The sequence below is a fragment of the Marinomonas sp. ATLA20 genome, assembly GCF_057180105.1.
Window position 1 is genome coordinate 362,996 of sequence record NZ_JBXUKU010000001.1, and the last position, 24,355, is coordinate 387,350.

At 44.0% G+C, this 24,355-nt stretch carries 22 protein-coding genes and 1 riboswitch; of the genes, 9 read left to right on the forward strand and 13 right to left on the reverse strand.

Features of this window, described 5'->3' with window-relative positions:
- Positions 1 to 126: 126 nt before the first annotated feature.
- On the forward strand, positions 127 to 597 hold the full coding sequence (locus AC2A4J_RS01575) for a hypothetical protein (RefSeq protein WP_255827441.1): 471 nt from the start codon (positions 127 to 129) through the stop codon (positions 595 to 597).
- Between the two features lie 79 nt (positions 598 to 676).
- Here the strand turns inward: AC2A4J_RS01575 and AC2A4J_RS01580 are convergent, their stop codons facing one another.
- From AC2A4J_RS01580 to rarD, 4 genes are all read right to left on the reverse strand, one after another.
- Positions 677 to 886, reverse strand: a complete 210-nt coding sequence (locus AC2A4J_RS01580; RefSeq protein ID WP_484174636.1) for a hypothetical protein — start codon at positions 884 to 886, stop codon at positions 677 to 679.
- A gap of 13 nt (positions 887 to 899) precedes the next feature.
- A complete protein-coding gene (locus AC2A4J_RS01585) occupies positions 900 to 1,667 on the reverse strand; it encodes an ATP-grasp domain-containing protein (protein ID WP_484174637.1) in 768 nt (255 codons plus the stop codon).
- 157 nt (positions 1,668 to 1,824) lie between these two features.
- Positions 1,825 to 2,262: a hypothetical protein gene (locus AC2A4J_RS01590; RefSeq protein ID WP_484174638.1), complete on the reverse strand. Its 438-nt coding sequence runs from the start codon at positions 2,260 to 2,262 to the stop codon at positions 1,825 to 1,827.
- 219 nt (positions 2,263 to 2,481) lie between these two features.
- Positions 2,482 to 3,381, reverse strand: a complete 900-nt coding sequence (gene rarD / locus AC2A4J_RS01595) for an EamA family transporter RarD (RefSeq protein WP_484174639.1) — start codon at positions 3,379 to 3,381, stop codon at positions 2,482 to 2,484.
- A 171-nt stretch (positions 3,382 to 3,552) separates the two neighbouring features.
- Positions 3,553 to 3,715: riboswitch (FMN riboswitch) on the forward strand.
- Here rarD and AC2A4J_RS01600 point away from each other — a divergent pair.
- Positions 3,700 to 4,761 (forward strand): DMT family transporter, encoded by a 1,062-nt coding sequence (locus AC2A4J_RS01600; protein WP_484174640.1) that lies wholly within the window; start codon positions 3,700 to 3,702, stop codon positions 4,759 to 4,761. Its footprint overlaps the riboswitch before it by 16 nt.
- A 99-nt stretch (positions 4,762 to 4,860) precedes the next feature.
- On the opposite strand, the gene AC2A4J_RS01605 is transcribed toward AC2A4J_RS01600, so the two are convergent.
- Positions 4,861 to 5,391, reverse strand: a complete 531-nt coding sequence (locus AC2A4J_RS01605) for an REP-associated tyrosine transposase (RefSeq protein ID WP_484174641.1) — start codon at positions 5,389 to 5,391, stop codon at positions 4,861 to 4,863.
- Positions 5,392 to 6,265: 874 nt separating this feature from the next.
- Here AC2A4J_RS01605 and AC2A4J_RS01610 point away from each other — a divergent pair.
- Positions 6,266 to 7,168, forward strand: a complete 903-nt coding sequence (locus tag AC2A4J_RS01610) for an EamA family transporter (RefSeq protein WP_484174642.1) — start codon at positions 6,266 to 6,268, stop codon at positions 7,166 to 7,168.
- A gap of 1 nt (position 7,169) precedes the next feature.
- Positions 7,170 to 8,150, forward strand: a complete 981-nt coding sequence (locus AC2A4J_RS01615) for a GlxA family transcriptional regulator (protein ID WP_484174643.1) — start codon at positions 7,170 to 7,172, stop codon at positions 8,148 to 8,150.
- A gap of 249 nt (positions 8,151 to 8,399) precedes the next feature.
- Here the strand turns inward: AC2A4J_RS01615 and AC2A4J_RS01620 are convergent, their stop codons facing one another.
- The 3 genes from AC2A4J_RS01620 to AC2A4J_RS01630 all read right to left on the reverse strand — a co-directional run bounded on the left by AC2A4J_RS01620 (position 8,400) and on the right by AC2A4J_RS01630 (position 12,066).
- Complete coding sequence (locus tag AC2A4J_RS01620) at positions 8,400 to 9,209, reverse strand: N-acyl homoserine lactonase family protein (RefSeq protein WP_255827450.1); 810 nt, start codon at positions 9,207 to 9,209, stop codon at positions 8,400 to 8,402.
- A gap of 223 nt (positions 9,210 to 9,432) precedes the next feature.
- A complete protein-coding gene (locus AC2A4J_RS01625; protein ID WP_484175082.1) occupies positions 9,433 to 10,587 on the reverse strand; it encodes an iron-containing alcohol dehydrogenase in 1,155 nt (384 codons plus the stop codon).
- Positions 10,588 to 10,626: 39 nt separating this feature from the next.
- On the reverse strand, positions 10,627 to 12,066 hold the full coding sequence (locus AC2A4J_RS01630) for an NAD-dependent succinate-semialdehyde dehydrogenase (RefSeq protein ID WP_484174644.1): 1,440 nt from the start codon (positions 12,064 to 12,066) through the stop codon (positions 10,627 to 10,629).
- A gap of 330 nt (positions 12,067 to 12,396) precedes the next feature.
- Between AC2A4J_RS01630 and AC2A4J_RS01635 the strand changes: the two genes are divergently transcribed.
- The 4 genes from AC2A4J_RS01635 to AC2A4J_RS01650 all read left to right on the forward strand — a co-directional run bounded on the left by AC2A4J_RS01635 (position 12,397) and on the right by AC2A4J_RS01650 (position 18,359).
- The gene (locus tag AC2A4J_RS01635; RefSeq protein WP_484174645.1) at positions 12,397 to 13,743 is read left to right on the forward strand and encodes a sigma-54 interaction domain-containing protein; all 1,347 of its coding nucleotides are present in this window, start codon (positions 12,397 to 12,399) and stop codon (positions 13,741 to 13,743) included.
- A 242-nt stretch (positions 13,744 to 13,985) separates the two neighbouring features.
- Positions 13,986 to 15,197: an MFS transporter gene (locus tag AC2A4J_RS01640; RefSeq protein WP_484174646.1), complete on the forward strand. Its 1,212-nt coding sequence runs from the start codon at positions 13,986 to 13,988 to the stop codon at positions 15,195 to 15,197.
- Between the two features lie 188 nt (positions 15,198 to 15,385).
- On the forward strand, positions 15,386 to 17,536 hold the full coding sequence (locus tag AC2A4J_RS01645) for an FAD-dependent oxidoreductase (RefSeq protein WP_484174647.1): 2,151 nt from the start codon (positions 15,386 to 15,388) through the stop codon (positions 17,534 to 17,536).
- Positions 17,537 to 17,540: 4 nt separating this feature from the next.
- On the forward strand, positions 17,541 to 18,359 hold the full coding sequence (locus AC2A4J_RS01650) for a DUF547 domain-containing protein (protein WP_484174648.1): 819 nt from the start codon (positions 17,541 to 17,543) through the stop codon (positions 18,357 to 18,359).
- Here the strand turns inward: AC2A4J_RS01650 and AC2A4J_RS01655 are convergent.
- Positions 18,354 to 19,268 (reverse strand): LysR family transcriptional regulator, encoded by a 915-nt coding sequence (locus AC2A4J_RS01655; protein ID WP_484174649.1) that lies wholly within the window; start codon positions 19,266 to 19,268, stop codon positions 18,354 to 18,356. The two genes, AC2A4J_RS01650 and AC2A4J_RS01655, sit on opposite strands and share 6 nt — an antisense overlap.
- Positions 19,269 to 19,397: 129 nt before the next feature.
- Between AC2A4J_RS01655 and AC2A4J_RS01660 the strand changes: the two genes are divergently transcribed.
- Entirely contained in the window at positions 19,398 to 20,123 is a 726-nt protein-coding gene (locus tag AC2A4J_RS01660) for a sulfite exporter TauE/SafE family protein (protein ID WP_484174650.1), read from the forward strand.
- 2 nt (positions 20,124 to 20,125) lie between these two features.
- On the opposite strand, the gene AC2A4J_RS01665 is transcribed toward AC2A4J_RS01660, so the two are convergent.
- The 4 genes from AC2A4J_RS01665 to AC2A4J_RS01680 form a co-directional block, all read right to left on the reverse strand.
- The gene (locus tag AC2A4J_RS01665) at positions 20,126 to 20,977 is read right to left on the reverse strand and encodes an ABC transporter permease (RefSeq protein WP_114413163.1); all 852 of its coding nucleotides are present in this window, start codon (positions 20,975 to 20,977) and stop codon (positions 20,126 to 20,128) included.
- A complete protein-coding gene (locus tag AC2A4J_RS01670) occupies positions 20,977 to 21,825 on the reverse strand; it encodes an ABC transporter permease (protein ID WP_114413162.1) in 849 nt (282 codons plus the stop codon). Before AC2A4J_RS01670 ends, AC2A4J_RS01665 begins: the two co-directional genes overlap by 1 nt.
- Before the next feature lie 115 nt (positions 21,826 to 21,940).
- Positions 21,941 to 23,089 carry an extracellular solute-binding protein gene (locus tag AC2A4J_RS01675; RefSeq protein WP_484174651.1) on the reverse strand — a complete coding sequence of 383 codons (1,149 nt, stop codon included), beginning with the start codon at positions 23,087 to 23,089 and terminating at the stop codon, positions 21,941 to 21,943.
- Between the two features lie 16 nt (positions 23,090 to 23,105).
- Complete coding sequence (locus AC2A4J_RS01680) at positions 23,106 to 24,179, reverse strand: ABC transporter ATP-binding protein (RefSeq protein ID WP_484174652.1); 1,074 nt, start codon at positions 24,177 to 24,179, stop codon at positions 23,106 to 23,108.
- Positions 24,180 to 24,355 lie beyond the last annotated feature (176 nt).

Sequence of the window (24,355 nt, forward strand, 5' to 3'; positions counted from 1 at the left end):
GTACCGAAGTATTGTTGATAATTATTTGCGATAAGTTTTGTTTAAATTATCCTTAGTGTTATTTTAAGTATGCGGCTTACTGTTATCGTTTGAACCGCTATAAAAATAATAACAAGGAGAAGGGCTGTGAAAACGAAAATCACCCTAATGTTTGTCATCGGTTTACTTTGCTCGCCTGCGATGTTTGCAGCGTCCCCTTCCATTAACGAACTGAACTCGTGTCTTGCTCTGGTGGAGTTTGTAGATACCAAACTGGATAACTTTTCCGATCATCATTCCTCGGAAGATATGGTTATCGTTCACCGCGGTTTATCCGGCTATAGAAATTTTTTGCAGGATGACGTGATCACGCCAAAGTTATTAAGCATGTATGGCGGTAACGAAGCGCAAGCCAAGCTGATGCAGAAGCTTTTTGATAGACAAAAAAACACCTTTTTTAAGCACCTTAATGAAAGGTATTCAGAGAAAAAGCTCTTTACAGAATACGCTGCGGCCATAAATGACTGTACGGCTTACACTCGAATCAGAGCGGAAGTTGCCAAGCCTTTGAATGTTGCGCTTGATAAGATGATCGTGATGGCCAGACAAGTGAAGTAATAGTTTGAGTGTTTCAATATAAAAAAAACAGCCATGTGTGCGGTGATGCATCTTGGCTGTTTTTTTTATGAACGTTTTTTTATCGTTTATTGTAGCAACGTGTTAACTCAGAAAATTGATAAAAATAACTGCCAGCGCTAATGGGTTTACAGCTGTCTTTGAACGCGATTTCTTGCTCGTTATAAAGCATTTTTACCAACAAACTACCCGTTTGATTGCGATAAACATCCCATTGAATGTTAGCACTGTATGGCGCTACCCAACCGCCATGCCAAGGGTTGGTAGCCATTTTGGTCGACAAATTAAAAACCGATTGGTTGATCTGTGAGTGTGGCGGTTGATAATAAATGCTGTTCATTGAGGTAATTAAGCAGCTCTGTATTCACATCCTGCTGAATCGTTGGCAGTCCTTGATTACCAAAAATACGGTTAATTTCAATCACATAAGGTACAGAGCCTACCATGGCGATATCAAATCCGGCGTGGTTGATGTCCAATGATTCGGCCAAATAAGTCACTAAATCTTGAGCTTCTTTTGGAATCAGCGCGACTTCCACTTGTCCGCCTTGGCTGATGTTGTTATGGAAACCATTGTCAGATTGTAGGCGCCAATAACCGCTAACAATTTTATTGCCCACCCAAATAACGCGCATGTCTCTGTCTATGGGCAGATATTCCTGCGCATACAATACATCGGTTTTAGCAACGTAATCACGCCATTGGCCAATGGTTTCTATCAAAAAAACGCCATTGCCCATGCTACTTTTCGGAATTTTGGCCACAAAAGGCGATGGCATGTCATCCCAAATTCTTTCCGCTTCATAAGGTGTGTTAGCGGCAATAATTGTATAAGGGTGTTGTTGCGGCGCAACGGTGCGAAATGTGCGAGTCATCTCGATTTTGTCGTGACCAATCATGTATGACGCAAGACTAGGAAAAATACGTTTTTTTAGTCCGTGAACCAAGGCTGTAAGTTGCCAGTATTGGGGAAATAACAGCCAATCGGCTTCTTTTATTTCCTCCAAATGATCGTACATAGACTCAGGCTTAATGTACTTAACTTGAGGCAAGTGGAGGGTTCTTAGTGCGTCAAACGAGATGATCTTCATTGTGTAATAATCAGTAGCTAAACATGCCGCGATTGTGAGGCTTGATGGCTAAAAAAGAAACAAAAAAAACACCATGGTCAGACACAAACTTTTCTTAATAAATGTGGCTTAATTTCTACTAATGTTCACGAGGTGCGTATTTAAGGAATACTCCCAAAGAAATCAGCAAGAAGCCTGCACTGACAACAATTGCCACGGGGTAATACAAGTTCCCAGCCATATCGAGTTGGCTATATTTGATCACCATAATCAAGCCTTCTAATGCCATGGCAACACAAACAGTGCCAATAAACCTAGGCAAAGTTCGTCTTAATAAAACAATAACGTCATGTTCATTATCGCTGCCGTATTCCTTATTGATCACCATCGCCAGCTCAAATACAGCAATAGCGATGATGTTGGAATTGATAATCTTAATAATGACTTGGGTGAGGCTTTCGCCGTGATTGTATTCACTGATGGCGCCGGCGAAGCTGGCAATGACAACAAAGCCTGCAAGGGTAAAAAAGATAGTTGAAAATGTTTTGGCAAAGGTTTTTTGGATATTAATATTCATAAGTCATAAATCACCTTGTTGTAGATGCTGCTAACAATAGGGATTCATAACTTAATAACTAGATCATTCAATAGGTTACCGCTGTACTTCCTTGTTTATGACGGGGAGTCGTCAGTCTTTACAAATGAAAGAGCTGAGTAAAAAGATATTAATAAGGTAGTAATATCAAGTCATAGACTTGGCTTTTATCACTACCTCTTAATAAAGCAATTAGGGTGTTCATTTATCAGTAAGGGCTATTTTTGTTTTACGTAGACGGCGAACAGAGTCGAAAATCAGCATAGCCAGTGCTGACCAGATAAGAATAAAGGTGGTGAGTTTTTCTGGGCTAAGCGGTTCGTCGTACAAAAAAACCGCTAGGAAAAACATGCCTGTTGGACCTATATATTGGAAGAAGCCAAGCGTTACCATACTCACGCGATTTGCCGCTGCGGCAAAGCACATTAATGGCACCATAGTGACAGGGCCTGCAGCAAACAGAAGCCAGTTTACATGGGCGCTATTGTCAAAAATATTGGCAGTAGGCGATGGACTGAGTGCTAAATACAAGAGTGCGAAGGGCAGCATAATAGCTGTTTCAATGGCCATCCCAGTGAAACTATCGACGGCAATTTTTTTACGTACCAAGCCATAAAAACCAAATGTTAAAGCAAGGGCCAGAGCGATCCAAGGCAAGGAGCCAAATTGAATGACTTCAAAAGCCACCGCGCAAAAGCACAACACGACCGCCGCTTTACGTACTCTATCGAGCTTTTCTTTAAAGAAAATCACGCCCAGCAAAATACTGATAAGCGGGTTGATGTAATAACCTAAACTGGCACTTAGCATTTGGTTGTTTTGTACCGCCCAAATAAAGGTTCCCCAATTGACACCAATTAAAAGAGTAGAGGCAAGCATGGCTGTGAGCGCTTTACGAGAGCGTAAAACCGTCTTTAAAGCATCGGTATAACGCAGCAGCACGATTAAGACGAGAACAATCACACAAGACCAAATGATTCGGTGGGCTAGAATTTCCTGCGCGGGAACAAACGACATTTCCTTAAAATAAATTGGCGCAATGGCCCAAAGCGTAAAAGCCGTTAATGCGTAAAATATGCCGCTTCTGGAGGAGGTTTGCATTGACGTTTTCCTATTCAATGAATATTTATTTTTGAGTAAAGAGTGTATAGCAATACTGAGTATATGGTCAGGAGTTTGTTGAATATAAAATGGAGAATTTCATTATGGTGATGACCGTACTTATTGCCTAAGTAAGAAGATGGGTTTAAAGTTAATGTATTAATTTTACTTAATCGAACTTCGGGGCGGGGCGAAATTCCCCACCGGCGGTGATTTGACAAGATTGAAGAATCTATCAACAGCCCGCGAGCGCTTTGTTTATTATGAACAAAGGTCAGCAGATCTGGTGAGACTCCAGAGCCGACGGTTACAGTCCGGATGATAGAAGTCGACCAAGTCTTTGTTACGCCTGATGCTTTTCAGGTGTTTCTGAGCTGTGCATTTTTATGTGCAGGCCTTGGTACTATTCGTTCTCATCACCCCTGTGCATCTTATTTATTGGAGAAACCAAAGATGGCAGGTACATTCTTTATCATGATCGCGTGTTTCACGTGGGCACTTGATACCTTGATTCGTTACCCTTTATTGGGAGCGGGTTATTCCACACTGCAAATAGTTCTAATCGAACACCTTACCTTGGTGTTGTTTGTCGCACCTATGCTGTGGCGCTATCGCCATGTTTATCGCCATATGTCGATAAGTGGCTTTTCGTGTTTGTTTTTTATTGGCGGCATAGGCTCTGCCATGGGCACCTTGGCGTTTACAGAAGCCTTTCATTACTTGAATCCAACGGTCGTTATTTTGCTGCAAAAACTGCAACCAATCGTGGCGATTTTATTGGCCTACTGGTTGTTGAAAGAACGTATTGAAGGGCAATTTGTCCGCTGGGCGGCCGTTATTTTACTGGGCAGTTTCGTAATGATGTGGCCGGATTTGCGTCAATTAGGCGATGCCCAATGGCACTATTCCAGTGACGTAAGCAGTATTATGAAAGGCTATGGATACACCTTGATTGCGGTTATTGCTTGGGGCGCGGCGACGGTCTGTGGAAAATACTTGTCTTACCAACATATGCCTGCGAACGCGATTATGTCCGGCCGCTTTGTTGCCGGTTTGTTGGTATTATTACCCATGGCATTAGCGCAGTCTGATACCTTGATTGTCATGAAGCCTGTCGACCTCAGCCTTGCCGTTGCAATGGCCTTACTAAGTGGTTTTATTGGTATGTGGTTCTATTACCAAGGGCTGAAAACGGTTCCCGCGCAACTTGCTACCTTGGCTGAGCTGTCTTTCCCAGTATTCGCCGCCGCTATCAACTGGCTATTCCTTGATATGGGTTTAACTGGCTACCAAATCATCGGCGGCTTGATGCTGATCCTCGGCAACATCGGATTGCGTATGAAAGAGTTAAGAAAGGCTGAGTTAACGGCCGTGGCCTAGTAGCTCTAACACTATTAGTTTTTTCTTCAAATGGTCTGATTGATATTCTTTCAGGCCATTTTTTACACTCGTTCCCACGCTCTGCGTGGTAATGCATAGTTACCAGACTTTACAAATTTCTAGTAGTCCGCTTTCCCCCTCATAATCACGAGCACTCGAATATCGCCAATGACATGCCAAATCGACATATCCTCTTTTGACTGGGTTTTGATGGATATACTCTATTTTTTGCCGCATCATTTCGTCACTTTGAATTAATTGTGGATGTGACCCTTCCTGCCAAAATTGGTACGCGCGATCACCTTTATGCGCTTTTTTATAAAAAGCTAACTGATCTAAAATGGTTTTCACATTATGTTCAATTAAATACGAAATTAATGCTCTGGCTGTAAATGATTTTAATCGAGCTAAATCTTTACCTATTTGCTCACTCTGTACAACTAAATGCAGATGATTTTCCAAAATTACATAAGCGTGTACCTTTAGCCCTTCACGCATTAAAAATGATAAAGAGTCAAAAATAATTGCCACTGTTTGTGGACGTGTAAAAACAGGTATCCAGTGTAAAACAGTTAACGTGACAAAGTGCGGTGCATCTTGCTGAACTATTTTGTATCTACTTCTGCCCATTCGTCATCCTTGAACGTTGTGTATCGGTTTATCCTAATCCCCATGATCTCCGTGGGGATGTGTGCTTGGTGCCTCTACTATGCATTACCACGCGGAGCGTGGGAGCGAGAGTGCTTGCATGTTTTTCAGGTTCGTTTACTCGACTGTTTGGGTTCCTAGTTCCCACGGTCTCCGTGGGAACTCATATGGCATTGAGTCAGCTCTGTATTCATCATTTTTTGTCTCAACAGTCTAAGCAGTCAAGTGTTTTTGTTCTGCAGTAAGTCATATTGCGTTATGGGGGCTTAATTGTCGTGTACTTAGAGTGACGAAATATCCTAATCCCCATGATCTCCGTGGGGATGTGTGCTTGGTGCCTCTACTATGCATTACCACGCGGAGCGTGGGAACGAGAGTGCTTGCATGTTTTTCAGGTTCGTTTACTCGACTGTTTGGGTTCCTAGTTCCCACTGTCTCCGTGGGAACTCATATGGCATTGAGTCACCTCTGTATTTATCATTTTTTGTCTCAACAGTCTAAGCAGTCAAGTGTTTTTGTGCTGCAGTAAGTCATATTGCGTTATGGGGGCTTAATTGTCGTGTACTTAGAGTGACGAAATATCCTAATCCCCATGATCTCCGTGGGAATGTGTGCTTGGTGCCTCTACTATGCATTACCACGCGGAGCGAGAGTGCTTGCATGTTTTTCAGGTTCGTTTACTCGACTGTTTGGGTTCCTAGTTCTCACTGTCTCCGTGGGAACTCATAAATTATTTAGTCTAAGCGGCCAGTATCGTTGAAGGATAGAGTGTCCTTTTTGACCCTACGGTCTGTCCTCGTTTCCCTTTAATTGCCTTTTTATAATGCTTCTATCAAATTTAATGGTGATAGGCATTATGACGTTTAAAGACAGTATTTTGGCTCTGGTGATTATCCTCGCTTGGGGATTAAACTTTGTGGTGATTTCTTTTGGCCTTGGCGAAGTGCCGCCTTTGCTATTGGGTGGACTGCGATTTCTAGCGGTGGCGGCGATCGGGTGTTTGTTGGTGAAACGGCCTAACATTCCGCTGAAGTGGTGGTGTGTATATGCACTACCAATGGGTTTTATGCAGTTCGCCTTTTTGTTTATGGCGATGGCGAATGGTATGCCCGCTGGCTTGGCTTCTTTGGTATTACAGTCTCAGGCGTTGTTTACCATGGTATTTGCGTTGGTGTTTTTGAAAGAAGGTGTGCGTTTGCATCAAGTGTTGGCGATTGCTTTAGCGGGCAGTGGTTTGCTGATGATTGCTGTGGTGTCTGGCGTCAGCGATATGACGTTGTTTGGTTTTATTCTAACCTTGTTCGCCGCAGCGAGCTGGGCGCTAGGGAATATTAGTGCTCGCACTATGAGTCAGAAAGGCTATGCAGTGAATGTGAACATGGTTATTTGGAGTGCTTGGGTGCCGCCATTGCCTTTCTTTGTGTGTTCTTGGTATATGGAAGGGCCTGAATTGATGTATTCAGCTTTGATGAATATTGGTTGGGTGTCTATTGGTGCTCTGGTTTATCTTGCCTTGGTGGCGACTATTTTGGGTTATTCTTTGTGGGGATATTTGATGGGTCGTTATCCAGCGAGCCAAGTTGCACCCTTGACCTTGGGTGTTCCTGTCGTGGGTTTGACCTTTGCAGCGATAATACTGGATGAAAGTCTGTTGCCGCTTCAATGGATCGGTGTGTGTTTTGTATTGATCGGTCTGTTGGTTAATACTTTTGGTGTTCGGCTTTTCGATCAATTCAAAACAACCTTCAAAGGGGTATAAGGTGTCGGTGATAACTAAGATTCAAGTTTATTTTATTATGATGCCGAATAGTGTTTTGCTGGATACGATTGGCCCTGCGGAGGCCTTTCAATATGCAAATCGCTTTGCTGCTGGGGCTGAATCTTTGAGCCAAAGACAATTTGAATTGCATTTTGTTGGCCCTGAAGCAAAGGTTGAAAATACCTTAGGTTTGAATATTCAAGTCGAGTCTTTACCTGATGTTATGGCTGCGAACAGCTGGATCGTTAGTACAGGACTGGCGGGTGATCGTATTGATTTAGAGACGCCTGCTATGGAAGCAACGATAACTTGGTTAGTTCAACAGGCAAATTGTATTGGTCGTTATATTAGTATTTGTGCGGGTACTTTATTGTTTGCTAAGGCTGGACTTTTAGACGGACGAGCCTGTACGACTCACCATATGCATATAGACGAACTCCAAGAGGCAGCGCCTAGCGCTAAAGTGCTTGCTAATCGATTGTTTACCGTAGATGGTGATTTTTATAGCAGTGCTGGTGTGACGGCTGGTATTGATTTGGCTTTGTATCTTATACAAAAGGAGTTTGGAGCGAATTGTGCGAGTCAGGTGGCGCGCCACATGGTGCTGTTCTCGCGTCGTGGTCCGAATGATCCTAGCCAATCTCCGTGGTTAGAAAACCGCAATCATTTTCACCAAAGTGTGCATCGGGTACAAGATGCCATTCAGGTTGATCCTGCTCGGAATTGGTCACTGGAAAGCTTGGCCGACATTGCTCAATGCAGTCCGCGTCATCTCGTGCGCTTGTTTAAAGAAAGTGCTGGCCTGACAACACGTGAATATATTCATAAACTTCGTCTGACTTTAGCGATGCAATTTTTGCAAAGTACGTCTTTGCCAATAGAAGACGTGGCTGAGCGTTGTGGTTTTGATGATCCGAGACAGTTTCGTCGACTTTGGGCGAGACAACATTCGTTCCCTCCTTCTTATTATCGAGCGAAATAAACTAAAAATATCATTGGACCGGAAAACTGGAAAAAGATGTTTGATGTAGGCATTTACAGAGAACTTTTAAGTGGTACATAGTTATTTAGTAAAATTGAACGTCTCTACGTGTTTCATTGTAGGATTAAATATATGCGAATATGAAATAGAGAGTTATCATTATTAAAATGGATAACTCTCTATTTTTAAATCACAACAAGTTCATACTAATGCATATTATTGGTCCAATAATAACTTATTGGACGATTTTTATGACAAGCTTGCCAACGTCTCGGCTGTTATTTGACGAATACTGCCATCAGTTAGTGATTTTGATTGCTTCGGATCGTGTCCATATAAAAGAAATGCCCCTTTTGCTTTTAACTTTTTGAACAAGTCGAAGTTATTCAGCATAGCTTGGGCGTCATTCACAACCATCGCATCGGGTAAGGTCATTTTTTCAAGAGAAGCTTTTAAATAACAAGCGTCCGCTGCGATAACTACTTCTTTTCCATCCACTTTTACTTTAAGGGATTGGTGCCCTGGTGTGTGTCCGTAGCTTGGGATTAAAACGACAGAGCCATCACCAAATAAATCATGTTCACCGTCTATTTCTAGACGGTCATGGCCTAAATCATAATGTCGTGGCACATAGATACCTTTTTCTATGTTTTCTTCATCCTTGGCTGCTTCCCATTCTCGTTTTTGTATAACGATACGTGCATTTGGGACACAAGCATTACCGCCACAATGATCGAAATGTAGATGGGAGTTAATTACATAATTGATTTTTAATGGATCTACGCCGAAGGCTTCTAAACGCTTCGCTACGTCTTCGCCAGGAACAAAATCTACCGTTGTTAATTCTGCAAATCCACCTAATGCATTTTTGACGACATGCTCATCTTCAGACTGAAGGGGGAGTTCTAGACCTGTATCAAATAATACCGTTCCTTTAGGATGCTCAATTAAATAACAAGGTATTGGAATCGCTAAGTTGCCTGTTTCTCCTGCCATAAAGAAACCATAAGGCATTGTAATCCAACCACATGTCATAGCGTATAACTTTAATTCTTCCATTTTAAAAAACCTTTTGTAATTATATTTTTTTAATACTGAAGATTATAAATAAAAGTGACTAATAAGCTTTAAGTCAGATATCTTTTATGTATAAACAAATTTTCATTTATATAAATGAGTAGTTTAGCTCATAATATTTCTCCTTTTCAGAGGTTTCTAATCTCGTTTTGTTGAAATTTTTAAGAAGTATTGCTATTACCCCTTGGTTTAATCATTTTTAGAATCAGAAAGCTGCTTGATACAAAGCCAATGCATCTTCTTCAGTTACGGGAGCAGGGTTGTTGCCTAACAGGCGAGTTTGTAACATGGCGTCTTTGGCAAGTGTTGGTAGGCTTTCTTCGGTGACACCAACATCTTGAAGACGCTGCGGTGCGCCAGATTCGTTCATCAGTTTTTGCATGAAATCGACGAATTTCGCTGAGCGTATTTCCACACCTTCGTCTGAATAACCCAGAACAACATCCGCAAGCTCTGCGTATAAAGGCGCAGCAACCGCCATGTTGTAGCGTAAGACTGGACCAAGCATGAGAGCGTTCGTTAAGCCGTGAGGTAGGTGATAATGACCACCTAATGGATAAGCGAGGGCATGTACCGCTGCCACTGGGCTATTAGAGAAGGCTTGGCCTGCTAAATTTGCACCCAGCAACATAGCTTCACGGGCCGTGCGGTTTTTCCCATCTTGGCAAGCGGTGACTAGGTTTTTGCTCAAGAGGCGCAAGGCTTCTTTTGCCAATGCATCAGATAAAGGATTTTTAAGATGAACCGAAGTGTAGGCTTCAATGGCATGAACCATGGCATCAATACCCGTTGCAGCAGTTGGTAGCGCCGGAAGGCCGACAGTTAATTCTGCATCTAACAGGACGCGATCTGCGTACAATTGCTGAGATACCACACCCATCTTAGTCGTTTCGCCTGTGGTAAGAATGGTGATGTTGGTTACTTCCGAACCTGTGCCTGCCGTAGTAGGAACCTGTACCAATGGCGCTCTTGTGCCAGTGATTTTACCAATGCCGTATAGTTCAGAGAGTGGCTGTTCAGATGTCAGCATGACAGCAACCAATTTGGCGATGTCCATAGAAGACCCGCCACCCAAACCTAAAACAATATCGGTATGGCTTTGTTTACCTTGTTCGACACATTCCATTAGCACGTGTTCTGGTGGATCAGCGACTACATTGTCAAATACCGTTACCGTGAATCCGTGTTTTTTTAGTGAGTCTTTGGTTTGTTCCAATAGGCCACTTTCGTTCAAAAATTTGTCTGTTACGATTAATAAGTTACGTTCTTTGAACCACCCACTAAGCAATTCGCCAAGGCGCTTTGCGCCACCCCATTCAAGGTGCATGGAGCCGGGCGTATTAAAAGAAAAAGGTTTGATGCCGTCAGTCATAATGATCTCCAATTTACTGTTGTTGGCTTATAGGGCACTGCATACGTATTTCATTTCGAGATATTCTTCGATGCCATACTTAGAGCCTTCGCGTCCAAGACCAGACTGTTTAACGCCACCAAAAGGGGCGACTTCGTTTGAAATCAATCCTGTGTTGTGACCGACCATGCCGTATTCAAGTGCTTCTGATACGCGGATCATGCGGCCGTGATCGCGAGTATAGAAATACGCAGCAAGTCCAAAAATCGTATCGTTGGCCATGGCAATGGCTTCTTCTTCGGTATCAAAGGCAAACAACGGCGCCATCGGGCCAAAGGTTTCTTCTTGTGCGACTTTCATCTCAGCCGTAACGCCGGTCAAAATCGCTGGCTGTAGGAATAGCCCGCCCAAGCGATCACCACCAAAAGCAAGTGTCGCGCCTTTGCTGACGGCGTCTTGGATGTGATCTTCTACTTTAGTGATGGCTTTTTCTTCGATCATTGGACCAATGTCGGTGCCAGCTTCAACACCGCTACCTACTTTTAAAGCTTTGACTTTTTCGGTCAGCTTGGCGGTAAATGCCTCGTAAACACCGCGCTGGACTAAGATTCGGTTAGCACAAACACAAGTTTGTCCCGCGTTACGGTATTTAGAAGCCATTGCGCCTTCGACGGCTTTATCAAGATCCGCATCATTAAAGACGATAAAGGGCGCGTTGCCGCCAAGTTCCAAAGAGACTTTTTTGATAGTTTGTGCGCATTGCGCCATCAATAAACGACCGACTTCCGTTGATCCTGTGAAAGACAACTTGCTAACGACTTGGCTGTCGGTAAGAACCTTGCCTAGTTTGCTAGCAGAGCCCGTTATGACTTGAAAAACGCCAGCAGGAATACCGGCACGTTGTGCGAGTTCGCCAATGGCTAACGCAGTAAGCGGCGTTAAGTCCGCAGGACGAACGATCATTGAGCATCCTGCAGCCAGTGCTGGCGCGGCTTTGCGTGTAATCATCGCGGCTGGAAAATTCCATGGCGTAATCGCTGCCGTAACACCGATCGGTTGACGGATAACGGTCAGTCTTTGGTCTGCACGAGGTGCTGGAATCGTGTCGCCATAAATGCGTTTTGCTTCTTCAGCAAACCATTCAATGAAAGAGGCCGCGTAGCCAATTTCGCCTTTCGCTTCGGCTAGTGGTTTGCCTTGCTCTGAGGTCATCAAGAGGGCTAGGTCGTCAGTATTCTCGATCATTAGCTCAAACCAGCGTTTTAAAATCACTGAGCGTTCTTTGGCCGTTAGTGCTGCCCATTTTTTTTGTGCAATGCGAGAGGCTTCGATGACGGCAGGGATTTCCTCTGGGGAAAGGTGAGGGATTTCTGCGATGACTTCACCGGTCGCAGGGTTAGTGACAGGGTGTGTGGTTTTTTCTTTGGCTTCGACCCACTCGCCATTGACTAAGCAGCGGGTTTTTAGAAGTGACATATCCTGTAACATTAGAATCTCCTTTATATTAGTTATCGTGGATTCATGTAAGAAGTGCATGACTTGAATTGTATTTTTGCAATCGGCATACCAAATATTAAGTTTTTATTAAGTGATTGATTTAAAAGATTTTTTATTTTTATCTATTAATTGGTTTGATGAAATTAATCATCAAGAATTTATATTTGATGATTGATTTCATCAAACGACATGTGGCTCTCAAATAAAAATAGATGATTGGGCTGAAATACTTTCTAATACGCCAAGTAGCATGAAACGATTGCTCTTTAGCGGGGGGCGCGCGTTATGCTTAATAGTGAAAATTCGGGAGTAATGAAATAAGTGGTTTTTGATAAAAATTTACAGCGAGTTATCGATGCATTGAGTGATGGTGTTTATATAACCGATGGGAATGGTATAACCGTTACCATGAATAAAGCTTATGAAAGAATGACTGGATTATCAAAGCGTCACTTAATTGGTCTGCATATGTCTGAAGTTGTTAAGGCTGGTTATATCTCACGCTCGGTTTCGCTTGAAGTACTGAAAGAATTAAGTGCTGTTACCATTATTCAAACCATTGGGGATGACCATAAAATATTTGTGTCTGGAACCCCGATGTTTGATGAGCAAGGTCGCATTGAGTACGTTGTTACTACAGCAAGGGATATTACTGAGCTACTTAAAGCAAAACATAAAGAAGAGCAGCTAGACCAACTACTAAAGCTAAAAGAGCTCTACGGAACATCTGCCGTATCTGGGGATAATCAAGAGGCCTTTATCATTAGCTCTAATACTAAGGCCTGTTATGATTTAGCCAAAAAAGTTGCTACCTCCAATGCCAAGATACTTATTCAAGGAGAAACGGGTACAGGTAAAACGCTATTAGCGAATACTATTCACAAATATAGCAAAGTTAGCAATGGGCCATTTATTGAGCTTAATTGTGCGGCGATGCCAGAATCCTTACTGGAGGCTGAGCTTTTTGGATATATGCCGGGAGCTTTTACTGGGGCTTCAGCAAAAGGGCGCATTGGGCTATTGGAAGCGGCTAATAATGGCACTTTATTTTTGGATGAAATTGGTGATTTACCGCTTAGCCTGCAGGTAAAGTTACTTAAGGTAATTGCTGAAAATCGCTTTATCCCTGTTGGAGGAACTGATTTTAAAAGCGTGAACTTTCGTTTAATTTCTGCAACACATCATGACTTAAAAAAATTGGTTGATATTAAATTATTTAGAGAAGATCTACTTTATCGGTTAAATGTCGTGCCAATAACGCTCCCTCCATTACGCGATAGGAAGGATGAAATTGCTCCGCTACTTGAGCATTATATTCAACACTTTAATAGTGCGTATGAATTAGATTGTCATTGGAATCAATATGTCATTGAACAATTAAGTCATTATAACTGGCCAGGTAATATTCGAGAATTAATCAACCTAACTGAGAGATTAGTCGTTACCGCTGATCAGTCATTGATTACGGTTGAGCAACTGCCTGCGGAATTTAAATTAAAAGCTCCTAGTAGTGAGAAGCGACTCCTAAAGTCACAGGTTGAGGCGTTAGAGCGGCACTTGATTGATGAGGCGATAAAAGAGTGTGGCACAACTAGGTCAGCCGCTAATGTACTTGGTATTGACCAGTCAACGTTAGTAAAAAAACAAAAGCGTTGGCGTCAGGATTAACGGTGGAGTAAGGTCAAGCTGTCGTTTTTCAAGCACTTTATCCCTTCTAGTTACTGGCCTACCATTAAGGGCGTGAGCAATTATTTCTACTCCTATGTACTCTCGAGTAAGAAAGTTACTTCATTGCTGTCTATACAAGTCTTTTATGCTTTAGAATAGCGGCCATAATTTGTCCGTCAGGTCAGCTTTTAAGTGCATCTTTTTGGTCGATGGCTTAATTTTCATTCTAATAAGGAAGCGAGATGCCAACAAACTCCTCTTTTCAATCACCAATCACTGAAGCAAAAACCCAATGGCTAAATGTGATTTTGCTCTGGGTTGCGGGTATTTCGGCGGCCATGCAGTTTGCCAAGTTTTCCGTGTCGTTTGATGGTTTGCTTGAGCATTATCAAATGGGTGCAACATCAACAGGCGCGGCGCTTTCCGCAGTGGGGGTTGCAGGCTTGGTATTTGGTGTGTCGGCGGGCATGATCGCCAGTCGAGTGGGTTACTTGAAGGTGCTGGTTGGTGCGTTGTTGTTGGGCGGTGGTTTATCTTTGATCCAATCTACTCTGCCATCTTTTAATTTGTTATTTGTGACACGCATGTTGGAGGGCTTTTCTCAGTTAGGTGTGGTGGTGGCTGCGCCGACTTTGATTGCTAAGTTAAGCGCACCGCAACATAAGTCTTTGACCATGGGCATCTGGGGCACCTTCTTTGGTGTTGCTTTTGCGTTATGTGGCTGGGCGGGAAAAAATATTTTAGATCACTACGGCCTGCAAACGCTGTTTTTAAGTCATGGTGTGTTTATTACCACGATTGGCGTGGTGCTTTTCTTTAAGCTAAGAAAGAACCCTGTATTGGATTTGGTGCCAGTGACAGAGATGCAAGACGGTTTTATTAGGCAAATGATCAAGATTTATCAGAATCCTCGTGCTTTGCTGCCAAGCTGTGTGTTCTTGTTTTATACCTGCACTTTGGTTTCTGTGTTGACCTACGTGCCTGGTTTGATTGGCGATTCCACATTGCAGAAGCTAATGATGGTTGTGTTACCACTCATTAGTACAGGCGGTACTTTTTTAGCAGGTGCTATTGCGCAATATCTCATGCGACCACAGCGTGTTGCTTTGATGGCGTATTTTGGCGTTGCCAGCAGTGCGGTAGTTTTGTCATTAATCAGTGGCTCGGCTGAACTGTTCTGTGTTGTGGTTGGTGTGATGGTGTTGTTTCTAGGAATGGTACCTGGCTCTGCGCTAGCGATGATTCCCACTCTGGCTCGCAACCCAAGTGAGCAAGCGCAAGGTTATGGCTTACTTGCCCAGTTCGGCAATATTGGCGCAACGGTTGGGCCTCCGGCGTTTGCAACGGCAATTGCAGTTTATGGTCTTTCTGGCTTGGTCGTGTTGGTCTTGTGCGTTTGTTGTTTTGGCGTGTTGTTTAGTCTTTTAGCAGGGCGTATAAAAGCCGTTTTATAAACCGCGATTTATTCTTTTGGCCGTGTTTGCTTTAGTCAGGCGCGGCTTCGTTTTCTGCTCTCTGTGGATTATTGAAAAAATAATCCTTCTTGCTGTAATAATTCCAGTCTGTATTCTGTCTAACTACCATTAACGAATTGATTAATTGTATTTTCCCCGAGTCGCAAGGCTCTTTCGGAGTGTGACTAATGAAAAAAATTGGATTGCTGGTACTGATTGCGGCATTGGCAGTGGGCTTTTTCTATTTTGATTTGCACCAGCTATTAACGTTAGAAGGCTTGAAATCGGGCTTGGTACGATTTGAAGAGTGGCGTGCAGTCAGTCCGTTCTTGGTGGGTGGAGGGTTCTTACTCTTATACGTCATTGTGACGGCGTTGTCTTTGCCTGGCGCGGTGATTATGACCTTGGCGGCAGGCGCGCTATTTGGCTTGCTGTGGGGCACTGTGATTGTTTCTTTTGCCAGCTCAATTGGCGCGACCTTGGCTTTTCTTGTGTCCCGTTATCTGTTGCAAGACACAGTACAAAAGCGCTTTGGTGATCGATTAAAGGCGATTAATGAAGGCGTCGAAAGGGAAGGCGCGTTTTATTTATTTACCCTTCGTCTTGTGCCTCTTTTTCCTTTCTTCTTAATTAACTTATTGATGGGGTTGACGACGATTCGTGCTTTGACTTTCTATTGGGTGAGTCAAATCGGTATGTTCGCAGGCACTTTGGTGTACGTCAATGCCGGAACTCAGCTTGGCCAATTGGAGAGTTTGTCGGGTATTTTGTCACCGTCTTTACTGTTGTCTTTTGTCTTGTTGGGTGTGTTTCCGCTTATTGCGAAAAAAATCGTCGATGTGGTGAAAGCGCGCCGTGTGTATGCTGGATTTAGCAAACCAAAATCCTTTGATCGTAATTTGATTGTCATTGGTGCGGGTGCTGGTGGCTTAGTAAGTGCTTACATAGCGGCGACAGTAAAAGCCAAAGTCACCTTGGTCGAAGCCCATAAAATGGGCGGTGATTGCTTAAATTATGGTTGTATTCCGAGTAAGGCATTGATCAAAAGTGCGAAGGTCGCACATCAAATGCGCCATGCTGAAAACTATGGTTTGAACAGCAGTGAGCCGACGTTTTCGTTCAAAAAAGTCATGCAGCGAATCCACGATGTGATTGCGACAATTGAGCCTCACGATAGCGTTGAGCGTTATAGCAAAATGGGTGTCGATGTGGTGCAAGGTTATGCCAAGCTGATCGATCCTTGGACAGTAGAAATTCAACGACATGACGGTGACACGCAACGTTTGACGGCGCGCAGTATTGTGTTGGCAACCGGTGCACGTCCTTTTGTGCCAGATTTACCTGGTTTAGACGAGGTGGGTTATTACACCAGCGATACCATGTGGGAAGCCTTTGCTAAATTCGATGAGCCGCCGAAGCGCCTTGTTGTATTAGGCGGCGGCCCGATTGGTTGTGAATTGGCGCAGAGTTTTGCCCGTTTGGGATCGACGGTGACTCAAGTGGAACGCTCGGCTCGCATTATGGGGCGAGAAGACGAAGAAGTGTCTAAGCTCGCACAAGAAAGCTTAATTCAAGATGGCGTAATCATGCTGACTTCTCACAGTGCCGTGCGTTGTGAAAAAGAAGGCGAGGTGAAGCGTTTGATCGTTGAGCATGATGGACAAGAATCGATCATTGAGTTTGATGCGCTCATCTGTGCAGTTGGCCGCGAAGCGCGTCTGGAAGGTTATGGTCTAGAAAATCTGGGAATTGAAACCAAGGGCACCATTGTCACTAACGATTATCTGGAAACTCTTTACCCGAATATTTTTGCCGCAGGCGATGTGGCGGGGCCATATCAATTTACCCATGTGGCCGCTCATCAAGCTTGGTACGCGGCGGTGAACGCTTTATTTGGTACCTTTAAAAAATTCCGTGTCGATTATCGAGTGATTCCTTGGACGACGTTTGTTGATCCTGAAGTGGCGCGAGTGGGCTTGAGCGAGCAGGATGCCAAAGATAAAGGCATTGCTTATGAAGTGGTGCGTTACGAATTGGATGACTTGGATCGCGCCATTGCCGATAGCGCGGCAAAAGGCTTTGTCAAAGTGCTGACGGTGCCGGGCAAAGATAAGATCTTGGGCGTGACCATTGTTGGCGAACACGCTGGGGATTTGTTGGCAGAATTTGTACTGGCGATGAAACATGGTCTTGGCCTGAATAAAGTCCTCGGCACGATTCATACTTATCCAACATGGGCGGAAGCTAATAAATACGCTGCCGGTGAATGGAAACGCGCCCACGCACCGCAAGGTATTTTGAACTGGCTGGAAAAATACCATGCTTGGCGTCGAGGTTAATGCGATGAAAAAGCTTCGTTTACTGGTTTTGACGTTATTGAGTGTCTTCTTCGCTGGCTTGTTCAGCGCTCAGGTAAGCGCGGCAAACTCATTTGATCATAGTCAATGGGATGCATTGCTAAAACAGTATGTGTTACCGCTCAATGGCGGTCAGGCAAGCCAAGTGGATTATCAAGGCTTTGCCGATGATAAGGCGCAACTTGATCGCTACTTAGCGGATTTGTCTCAAGTAACGCCCCCTGAGTTTGATGATTGGCCTAAAGACGAACAATTGGCGTTTTTGATTAATGCGTACAATGCTTGGACGGTGGATTTGATTCTTACCCAGTGGCCGGATTTGGATTCGATTAAAGATCTCGGCCGCTTTTTTAGTTCGCCGTGGAGTAAGTCTTTTATTCCGCTATTAGGTGAAACGCGATCTTTGGATGACATCGAACATACCTTGATTCGTGGTTCAGATCGTTATCAAGACCCGCGCATTCATTTCGCGGTGAATTGCGCAAGTATTGGTTGTCCTGCACTTCGCAATGAAGCTTATACGGGCAAGCATTTAGATACTCAGCTAGACGAACAAACGCGACTTTTCTTGCAAGATCGCAGTCGAAATCGAATAGATAATGGCAAGTTAGCGCTGTCTTCTATTTTTAAATGGTATCGAGAAGACTTTGAAAAAGGCTGGAAGGGCTATTCATCGTTGGAGCAGTTTTTAATCGATCACGCAGCGGATTTGTCTTTAAACCCTGAAGAGATTCAGAAGCTTAAAGACAAGGATATGACCATCCGTTTTCTAGATTACGATTGGTCGTTGAATCGTACTTTATAAATCGCTTCCCGTGCTGTTAGAAAAGCCTTTCATCATTTCCCAGAATGCGTTCGCTTGCGAACTCTGGGTTTGATGGCGTAAGCGAATCATAAAAATGGGCAGCTGATTCTGTGAGGTAAAATTCTCCACTTCAATCGGCACCAGTTGTCCGTTACTCAATTCTGCCTGAATGCAATGTTTTGGCATGCGCGCCCAACCAAGTCCGTGCACCAACAAGGTTTTTTTCGCTTGAAAATCGTTTACGTACCAGCGTTTGCCTGTTGGTAAAACGTACCTATGGCCATTTTCTGAGGCATTGGCCGTGGTGTCGTTGACCAAAATTTGGGGAATGGCGTACAAGGATTGTTGCTTGATCTTGGTGTCGCTGGCGTTAAGCGTAGCAAGTAATTCTGGGCTGATCACAGCCATCATGGTGATTTTATTCAGTTCGATAAAGGCGTGTCTGTCATCGAGCCCGTATCGTGGGCCAATGGCGATTTCACATTTGTTCTTGGCGAGCTTTTCTTGCACGCCATAAAGGTGATCTGTGGTGATGTCTAAGGCGATATTAGCGTGCTGGTGCTGGTGCTGAAAGGCTTTAATGCGTGACATGCAGTTATCGTCTAACGCCATTTGACTTAAACAGAGCTGCAGTGGCGCTTCTGTGCCTTGGGCGAGGTCATTGCCTAAGTTTTCCAGTTGCAGAGCCTGAGACATGAGTTTTTGGCTTTGCAGGAAAAAGGCATGGCCTTCAGGTGTCAGCGTCGGCCGATAGCTGTTGCGGTCGAACAATAGAAAGCCAAATTGCTCTTCTAGTGCTTTTACGGCCGCGCTAATGCCTGGTTGTGTTTTGTGAATAGCGTCTGCGGCAGAACGAAAACTGCCCGTTTCGACCACGGCAATAAAGGCTCTTAATTGATCCAGTTTCATAATGGCCTCAAGATGATTATTAATTCGAATCGTTTTGATAATAAAACGAGATTATTTATTGTTCATTATTTGCCGTATTATTGCACGCATAAAACGAGTCATGTCGTGAGATATTTGAAGGAGTGAAACGTGGATACTACGATTATTGTGTTGTTTCTGGCTGGATTGATTACCGGCTTTTCTAAGTTTTCTGTTGGCGGCATGGGGTTGCTGGTGTTGCCCATTGTGATGATTGCTGTCCCAGGGCCTGAGGCGTTAGCCATTTTATTACCTCTGTATATTATTACCGATATTATGGCGGTGTTTAGCTACCGATCTAAAATCGCTTGGTCGGTGTTAGCGCGCTTTTTGCCTTTGGCTTTTCTCGGGGTGTTTGTCGCCAGTCATTTCCTTGCGAACATTAATGCGGAACAGTTTGTGAGTTTTCTTGGCGTAATGATACTTGCCATGATTGCGCTTGGATTGTATCTGGATTATCGCCCAACCTCTTTTATGCAGAAGCCGCTTGCGGCTTATTCCATGGGGTTTATTGGCGGGATTGTGACCATGATGGCCAACGCAGCGGGACCGATATTTAGCCTGTTCCTATTGGAGCAAAAGCTGGATAAGAAAACCTATGTCAGTACCCGCGCGTGGGCATTTTTCATTATTAACGTGGTGAAGCTGCCATTTTATATCAGCCTTGGCTTGCTCTCAGTCGAGAGCACAAAAACCAGCTTATACGCAGTGCCTGGATTGGTTATAGGTTCTTTCATCGGCTACCATGTGTTAAAGAAAGTGAACCCAATCCAATTCAAATGGCTAATTCGAATTATGTCGACTGCGGCTGCCTTAAAGCTGTTTTTGTTTTCATAATGTTACTTGCCTAGTTTAGATAGCATCTCAGGTTTCATAAATTTGTGAATGATGACCATAAATAGGATGGACGGCACAAGAAGAATCAATGCGGTGATTGAGGCGATCTGATAGTTTCCTTCCATACTGGCGGTGTACAGCAAAAGTGGCAATGTGCTGATATTCGGCGAACCGACAAAGAAAGTTCCGGTAAATTCGTCTAGTGACTCTAAAAAGACAAAAATACAGCTGGCGATAAGCCCAGGTGCGGCTTGCGGCAATACAATATGAAAGAAGGTGTAGAAAGGCCCTGCCCCCAAATTCCGAGACGCACGTTCTAGCATAGGATCTGTCGATGAAAATGCCGCGACACTGATCCAGATGGAAAACATCAAACCATGAACACTATGGACTATGATCACACCGGGTAAGGTGCCGTTTAAGCCAAATTCATAAAACAGCCGAGCGATGTTCATGTACACGGTTAAGTTTGGAAATGCTTGAGGGATTAAAAACAGTAACATCCAAAAAATACGCAATGGCATACTGCGTTTGGAGAGTGCATAACCCGCCGGTATTGAGACGATCATACAAACCACCACAGTTAATACCGCAATCAGCAAGCTGGTAAATAATGAACCAGATACATCGCTATAAGGATTAAATACTTGCTGCCAATATTTGAATCCCCATTGGCTTGGCAGCGCATGAGGAAAGTACCAACTCTCCGTTACGGTCCAAATCAGTAAGTTCATGATAGGGCCAAATAACGCCAGTGCGAGCAATAAGATAAAGACACATTGTAGCCAGAAGCTGAATCGCAAGGAGCGAATGTTGAACTTGTCTAGCAAGGCTTTATGTTGTGGATAAATCATCAGTTCGCCCCTTTTTCTTTAAGATTTTGGCGCAGATAAAACCAAGCCAAACCAGCGCAAATACAGTAAGACACCAAACCTAGCGCGTTCGCTACGTGGTAATCGCCATAAGAGTTGATGCGGAACGCCATGTCCGCCGTCATCATGGTGGGTGAACCTGTGCCTATCATCAATGGAACGGATAATACGGACATCATGGTGACAATGGATAACACCATGGCAACGCCTAAGGTCGGAATAATTTGTGGCAAGATAATCTGAAATAGAATACGCAAACGTGACGCGCCTAAATTACGAGCGGCACGGATTTGAGAGTCGTCCAAGGCGGCCATGGCGCCAGAGATTAACAAGGTCGAAAAGGCTAATTGCTTCCAGACAAAGGTAATAATGATGCCGCTCCAGCCAAGGAAAGACACGGTGTCCATGGGTGTTAGCAAACCAGAAGCGACAAAGGCATTATTCATTAAGCCATTTTTCGCCAAAAAGGTGCGCATCATTTGCGCGGTGACGATAAAGGGAATGAATAAAGGCAAACGATAAAGAAAGGCCAGTGTTTTCGTTAAAGAACGAAAAGGCGATAAAGTAATCAAGGCGGCGATGGTGATGGATAATACCGCTAAAATGGCGACCGAAATCAACACAATGATAATGGTGAAAAAGATGTCGTTTGAGTAAAGCGCAAAGGCTTTGTTTAAATGGCTGAGAGTGACGCTGCCATCATCTAATGTAATGGCTGAATAGAGCGAAAAGCACAAGGGATATAAAAAGAAAATACCGACCATGAGCGCGGCTGGGGCGATTAACCAAAGAGGGTTCTTTAGTAGATGGCGTGATGTCGTTTGACGCATGTTTATTTCCAATGACCAACACAAGAGAAAATGGCCCCGAGCAGCTTAATATAGGGAATGCGTGCTCAGGGCTTATATTGAGCGATTACTTCGCTCAGTGATTTAGCTCACAAAACTAGTTAGAAACGTTTCGCTCGTAGCCTTCTTTGATGTCATCAAAGTACGGCCCAATCGGGAAGCTTTTGCCATATTTGGATAAATCGTTCGGTGTGATTTCTGCGAACAATTTTTCCCATGTGGCTTTATCCAGCTTAGCTTCTACATAATTCGCATCAATGCCTGGATACCAGTTGAACTGCTTCACAATGCCGTTGGCTTGAATTTCTGGGCTGGTGGCTAATTCAATGAACTCGCGAGCCAGTTGAGGGTGCGCAGCTTTGGTTGGCGTCACGTAGTACATTGGTTGTCCCGGCATACCTGGTGCAATCAAAGAGAGTTTAAGCGATGGTGGAATCTTGCCTTGCTCTTTCCAGCTATAGAACATGTCGACCCAAACTGGCCCCATAAAAATCTCACCACGGTTTAGCATGTCTAACGTGCCTGCGTTGCCTGGTGTGAAAGTGATGTTCTTGTTGAACTCTTTTAGTTCGGCAAAGGCTTTGTCCCAAGAAGACTCAACACTTTTGTCGTACGGCATGGCAGACAATGTATGAGCATCTGTACCATAAGCGTAAATCCAACCTGTAACGAAGCTCACGCCAGACATGCCGTTTTTAATGCCGTTGTAGCCGAAAGATTTAGGGTGTTTTTGCGTCCACTTAACCAATTCGTCATAAGACGTTGGTGGGCTTTCAACGAAATCACTGTTGTAAGCAATGGCGGTTTGGCTATGAAACATAGGCATAACGTAACCATCAACATCGATGCCTAGGGCATTTTTCGCACTGTCTCGGGACACCATTTTGCCAGTGTTAATATCACTGCGATACTTTGCAAGCAGTCCATCTTCAACCAATTCGCCACCAATTTTTTGGTGTACAACGGCCACATCAATGTCCCATTTATCCAAACCGCTGTCATTTTGCGCCGACAGCTTTTCCATGATTTTGTGAGAACCCGCATCACCTGGCCCTGTGCCAACTACGTTCACTTTTACACCCGGGTGCGTTGCTTCAAATTTAGGAGCAAGGTAGGTTTTTACGTAATCCACCATGTTTTGACTGCCGGCAGAAGCCACGTTCAGTGTGGTGTCTGCGTAAGCAAAAGTTGAAAATTGAGTAAGGCCGACAGCGGCAATTACGGCGATATTCGTTTTAGTAAACATGATTCATCCTCATTGATTAAACAGTAACGGCATGGTTTTTTTGATGTTCGGCATGTTCTACGTTTTTAGTGAAAGCATGCAGAGCATCGGTGGGAACGCGTAAAGTAACGGGAGTATTCTCAGGTAGATTCTGGTCGTGATCTGCCTGTATGGTGTGCTTCCCGCAGCGCACACTAATTTGGTAGTTGTTGCCAAAGAACACACTTTGTTCGACGTGGCCGTTGATCACCAAGCCCGTATGGAAGTCATCTTCGTTTGTCGTCGGTTGAGTGGGCAGCAGCTCTGTATTCTCACTACGAAAATAAATGTCTAATGGAGTGGCATGGTTACTCAGGTTTAGACGGAAAGCGTCGTCGTTAGTGGGCCACTCGATATGGTTTTCTGCTCCCATAAAGTCGGCAACGAAGGGCGTACTTGGGTGATGATAAATTTCTTCTGGTGTACCGATTTGTTCGATTTTGCCTTGGTTTAACACGGCGATTCGGTCCGCCATGACCAAGGCTTCTTCCTGATCATGGGTGACTATGAGTGAGGTAAAGCCAAGTTGTTTCTGCAGGGCTTTGATTTCATGGCGAACGCTTAGCCTTACCTTTGCATCAAGATTCGAAAGTGGCTCATCGAGAACCAGCACATCGGGTCTGATCGCCAACGCACGAGCCAGAGCCACTCGTTGACGCTGCCCTCCTGAAAGGGCGGTGACTTTTTCATTTTCTAAACCTTCTAACTTAACGATGCTTAGTAGCTCGGTCACTCGGTTTTCTATTTCTACTCGTTTGGCTTTTTGAACTTTTAGTCCATAACCGATGTTCTGCGCAACGGTCATGTGGGGCCAAAGAGCGTAACTTTGAAAGACCATGGTAATGTTGCGCTTTTCGGCGGGAAGTTGAGAAACGGCTCGGTCACCGGCAAAAATTTCGCCATTACTGACAGGAACGAAGCCGCATAAGGCATTGAGTAGCGTGGTTTTTCCACAGCCAGATGGACCGAGTAAGGCAATCATCTCGCCTTGCTCAACGGTTAAATTGATATTGTCTAAAATCAATTTTTTGCCGTAGCCTGCCTGTAAATTTTTTATGTGTAAGTGCGCCATGCCTTGTCTTTTCTCCAAACCGATAAAACGAGTGTCGGTAGGTTTTTTAAAGTTTTTTTAACAAATGAACACGTGTTCAGTGTTTTGTAAAAAAAATGTAATCTCTAACCGACATTATGGAGGCCTACTTTGTCGGATCTTTATGACAATTTAATTAAGCTAAAAAGACATTTTGG

Excerpts from the sequence above, each read along its gene's own strand:
- AC2A4J_RS01675 (WP_484174651.1), bottom strand. The coding sequence starts at position 23,089 with ATGTTTACTAAAACGAATATCGCCGTAATTGCCGCTGTCGGCCTTACT.
- AC2A4J_RS01610 (WP_484174642.1), top strand. The coding sequence starts at position 6,266 with ATGACGTTTAAAGACAGTATTTTGGCTCTGGTGATTATCCTCGCTTGG.
- AC2A4J_RS01655 (WP_484174649.1), bottom strand. The coding sequence starts at position 19,268 with ATGAAACTGGATCAATTAAGAGCCTTTATTGCCGTGGTCGAAACGGGC.
- AC2A4J_RS01605 (WP_484174641.1), bottom strand. The coding sequence starts at position 5,391 with ATGGGCAGAAGTAGATACAAAATAGTTCAGCAAGATGCACCGCACTTT.
- AC2A4J_RS01620 (WP_255827450.1), bottom strand. The coding sequence starts at position 9,209 with ATGGAAGAATTAAAGTTATACGCTATGACATGTGGTTGGATTACAATG.
- AC2A4J_RS01630 (WP_484174644.1), bottom strand. The coding sequence starts at position 12,066 with ATGTTACAGGATATGTCACTTCTAAAAACCCGCTGCTTAGTCAATGGC.
- AC2A4J_RS01600 (WP_484174640.1), top strand. The coding sequence starts at position 3,700 with ATGATAGAAGTCGACCAAGTCTTTGTTACGCCTGATGCTTTTCAGGTG.
- AC2A4J_RS01580 (WP_484174636.1), bottom strand. The coding sequence starts at position 886 with ATGGCTACCAACCCTTGGCATGGCGGTTGGGTAGCGCCATACAGTGCT.
- AC2A4J_RS01670 (WP_114413162.1), bottom strand. The coding sequence starts at position 21,825 with ATGCGTCAAACGACATCACGCCATCTACTAAAGAACCCTCTTTGGTTA.
- AC2A4J_RS01650 (WP_484174648.1), top strand. The coding sequence starts at position 17,541 with ATGAAAAAGCTTCGTTTACTGGTTTTGACGTTATTGAGTGTCTTCTTC.
- AC2A4J_RS01590 (WP_484174638.1), bottom strand. The coding sequence starts at position 2,262 with ATGAATATTAATATCCAAAAAACCTTTGCCAAAACATTTTCAACTATC.
- AC2A4J_RS01640 (WP_484174646.1), top strand. The coding sequence starts at position 13,986 with ATGCCAACAAACTCCTCTTTTCAATCACCAATCACTGAAGCAAAAACC.
- AC2A4J_RS01645 (WP_484174647.1), top strand. The coding sequence starts at position 15,386 with ATGAAAAAAATTGGATTGCTGGTACTGATTGCGGCATTGGCAGTGGGC.
- AC2A4J_RS01665 (WP_114413163.1), bottom strand. The coding sequence starts at position 20,977 with ATGATTTATCCACAACATAAAGCCTTGCTAGACAAGTTCAACATTCGC.
- AC2A4J_RS01680 (WP_484174652.1), bottom strand. The coding sequence starts at position 24,179 with ATGGCGCACTTACACATAAAAAATTTACAGGCAGGCTACGGCAAAAAA.
- rarD (WP_484174639.1), bottom strand. The coding sequence starts at position 3,381 with ATGCAAACCTCCTCCAGAAGCGGCATATTTTACGCATTAACGGCTTTT.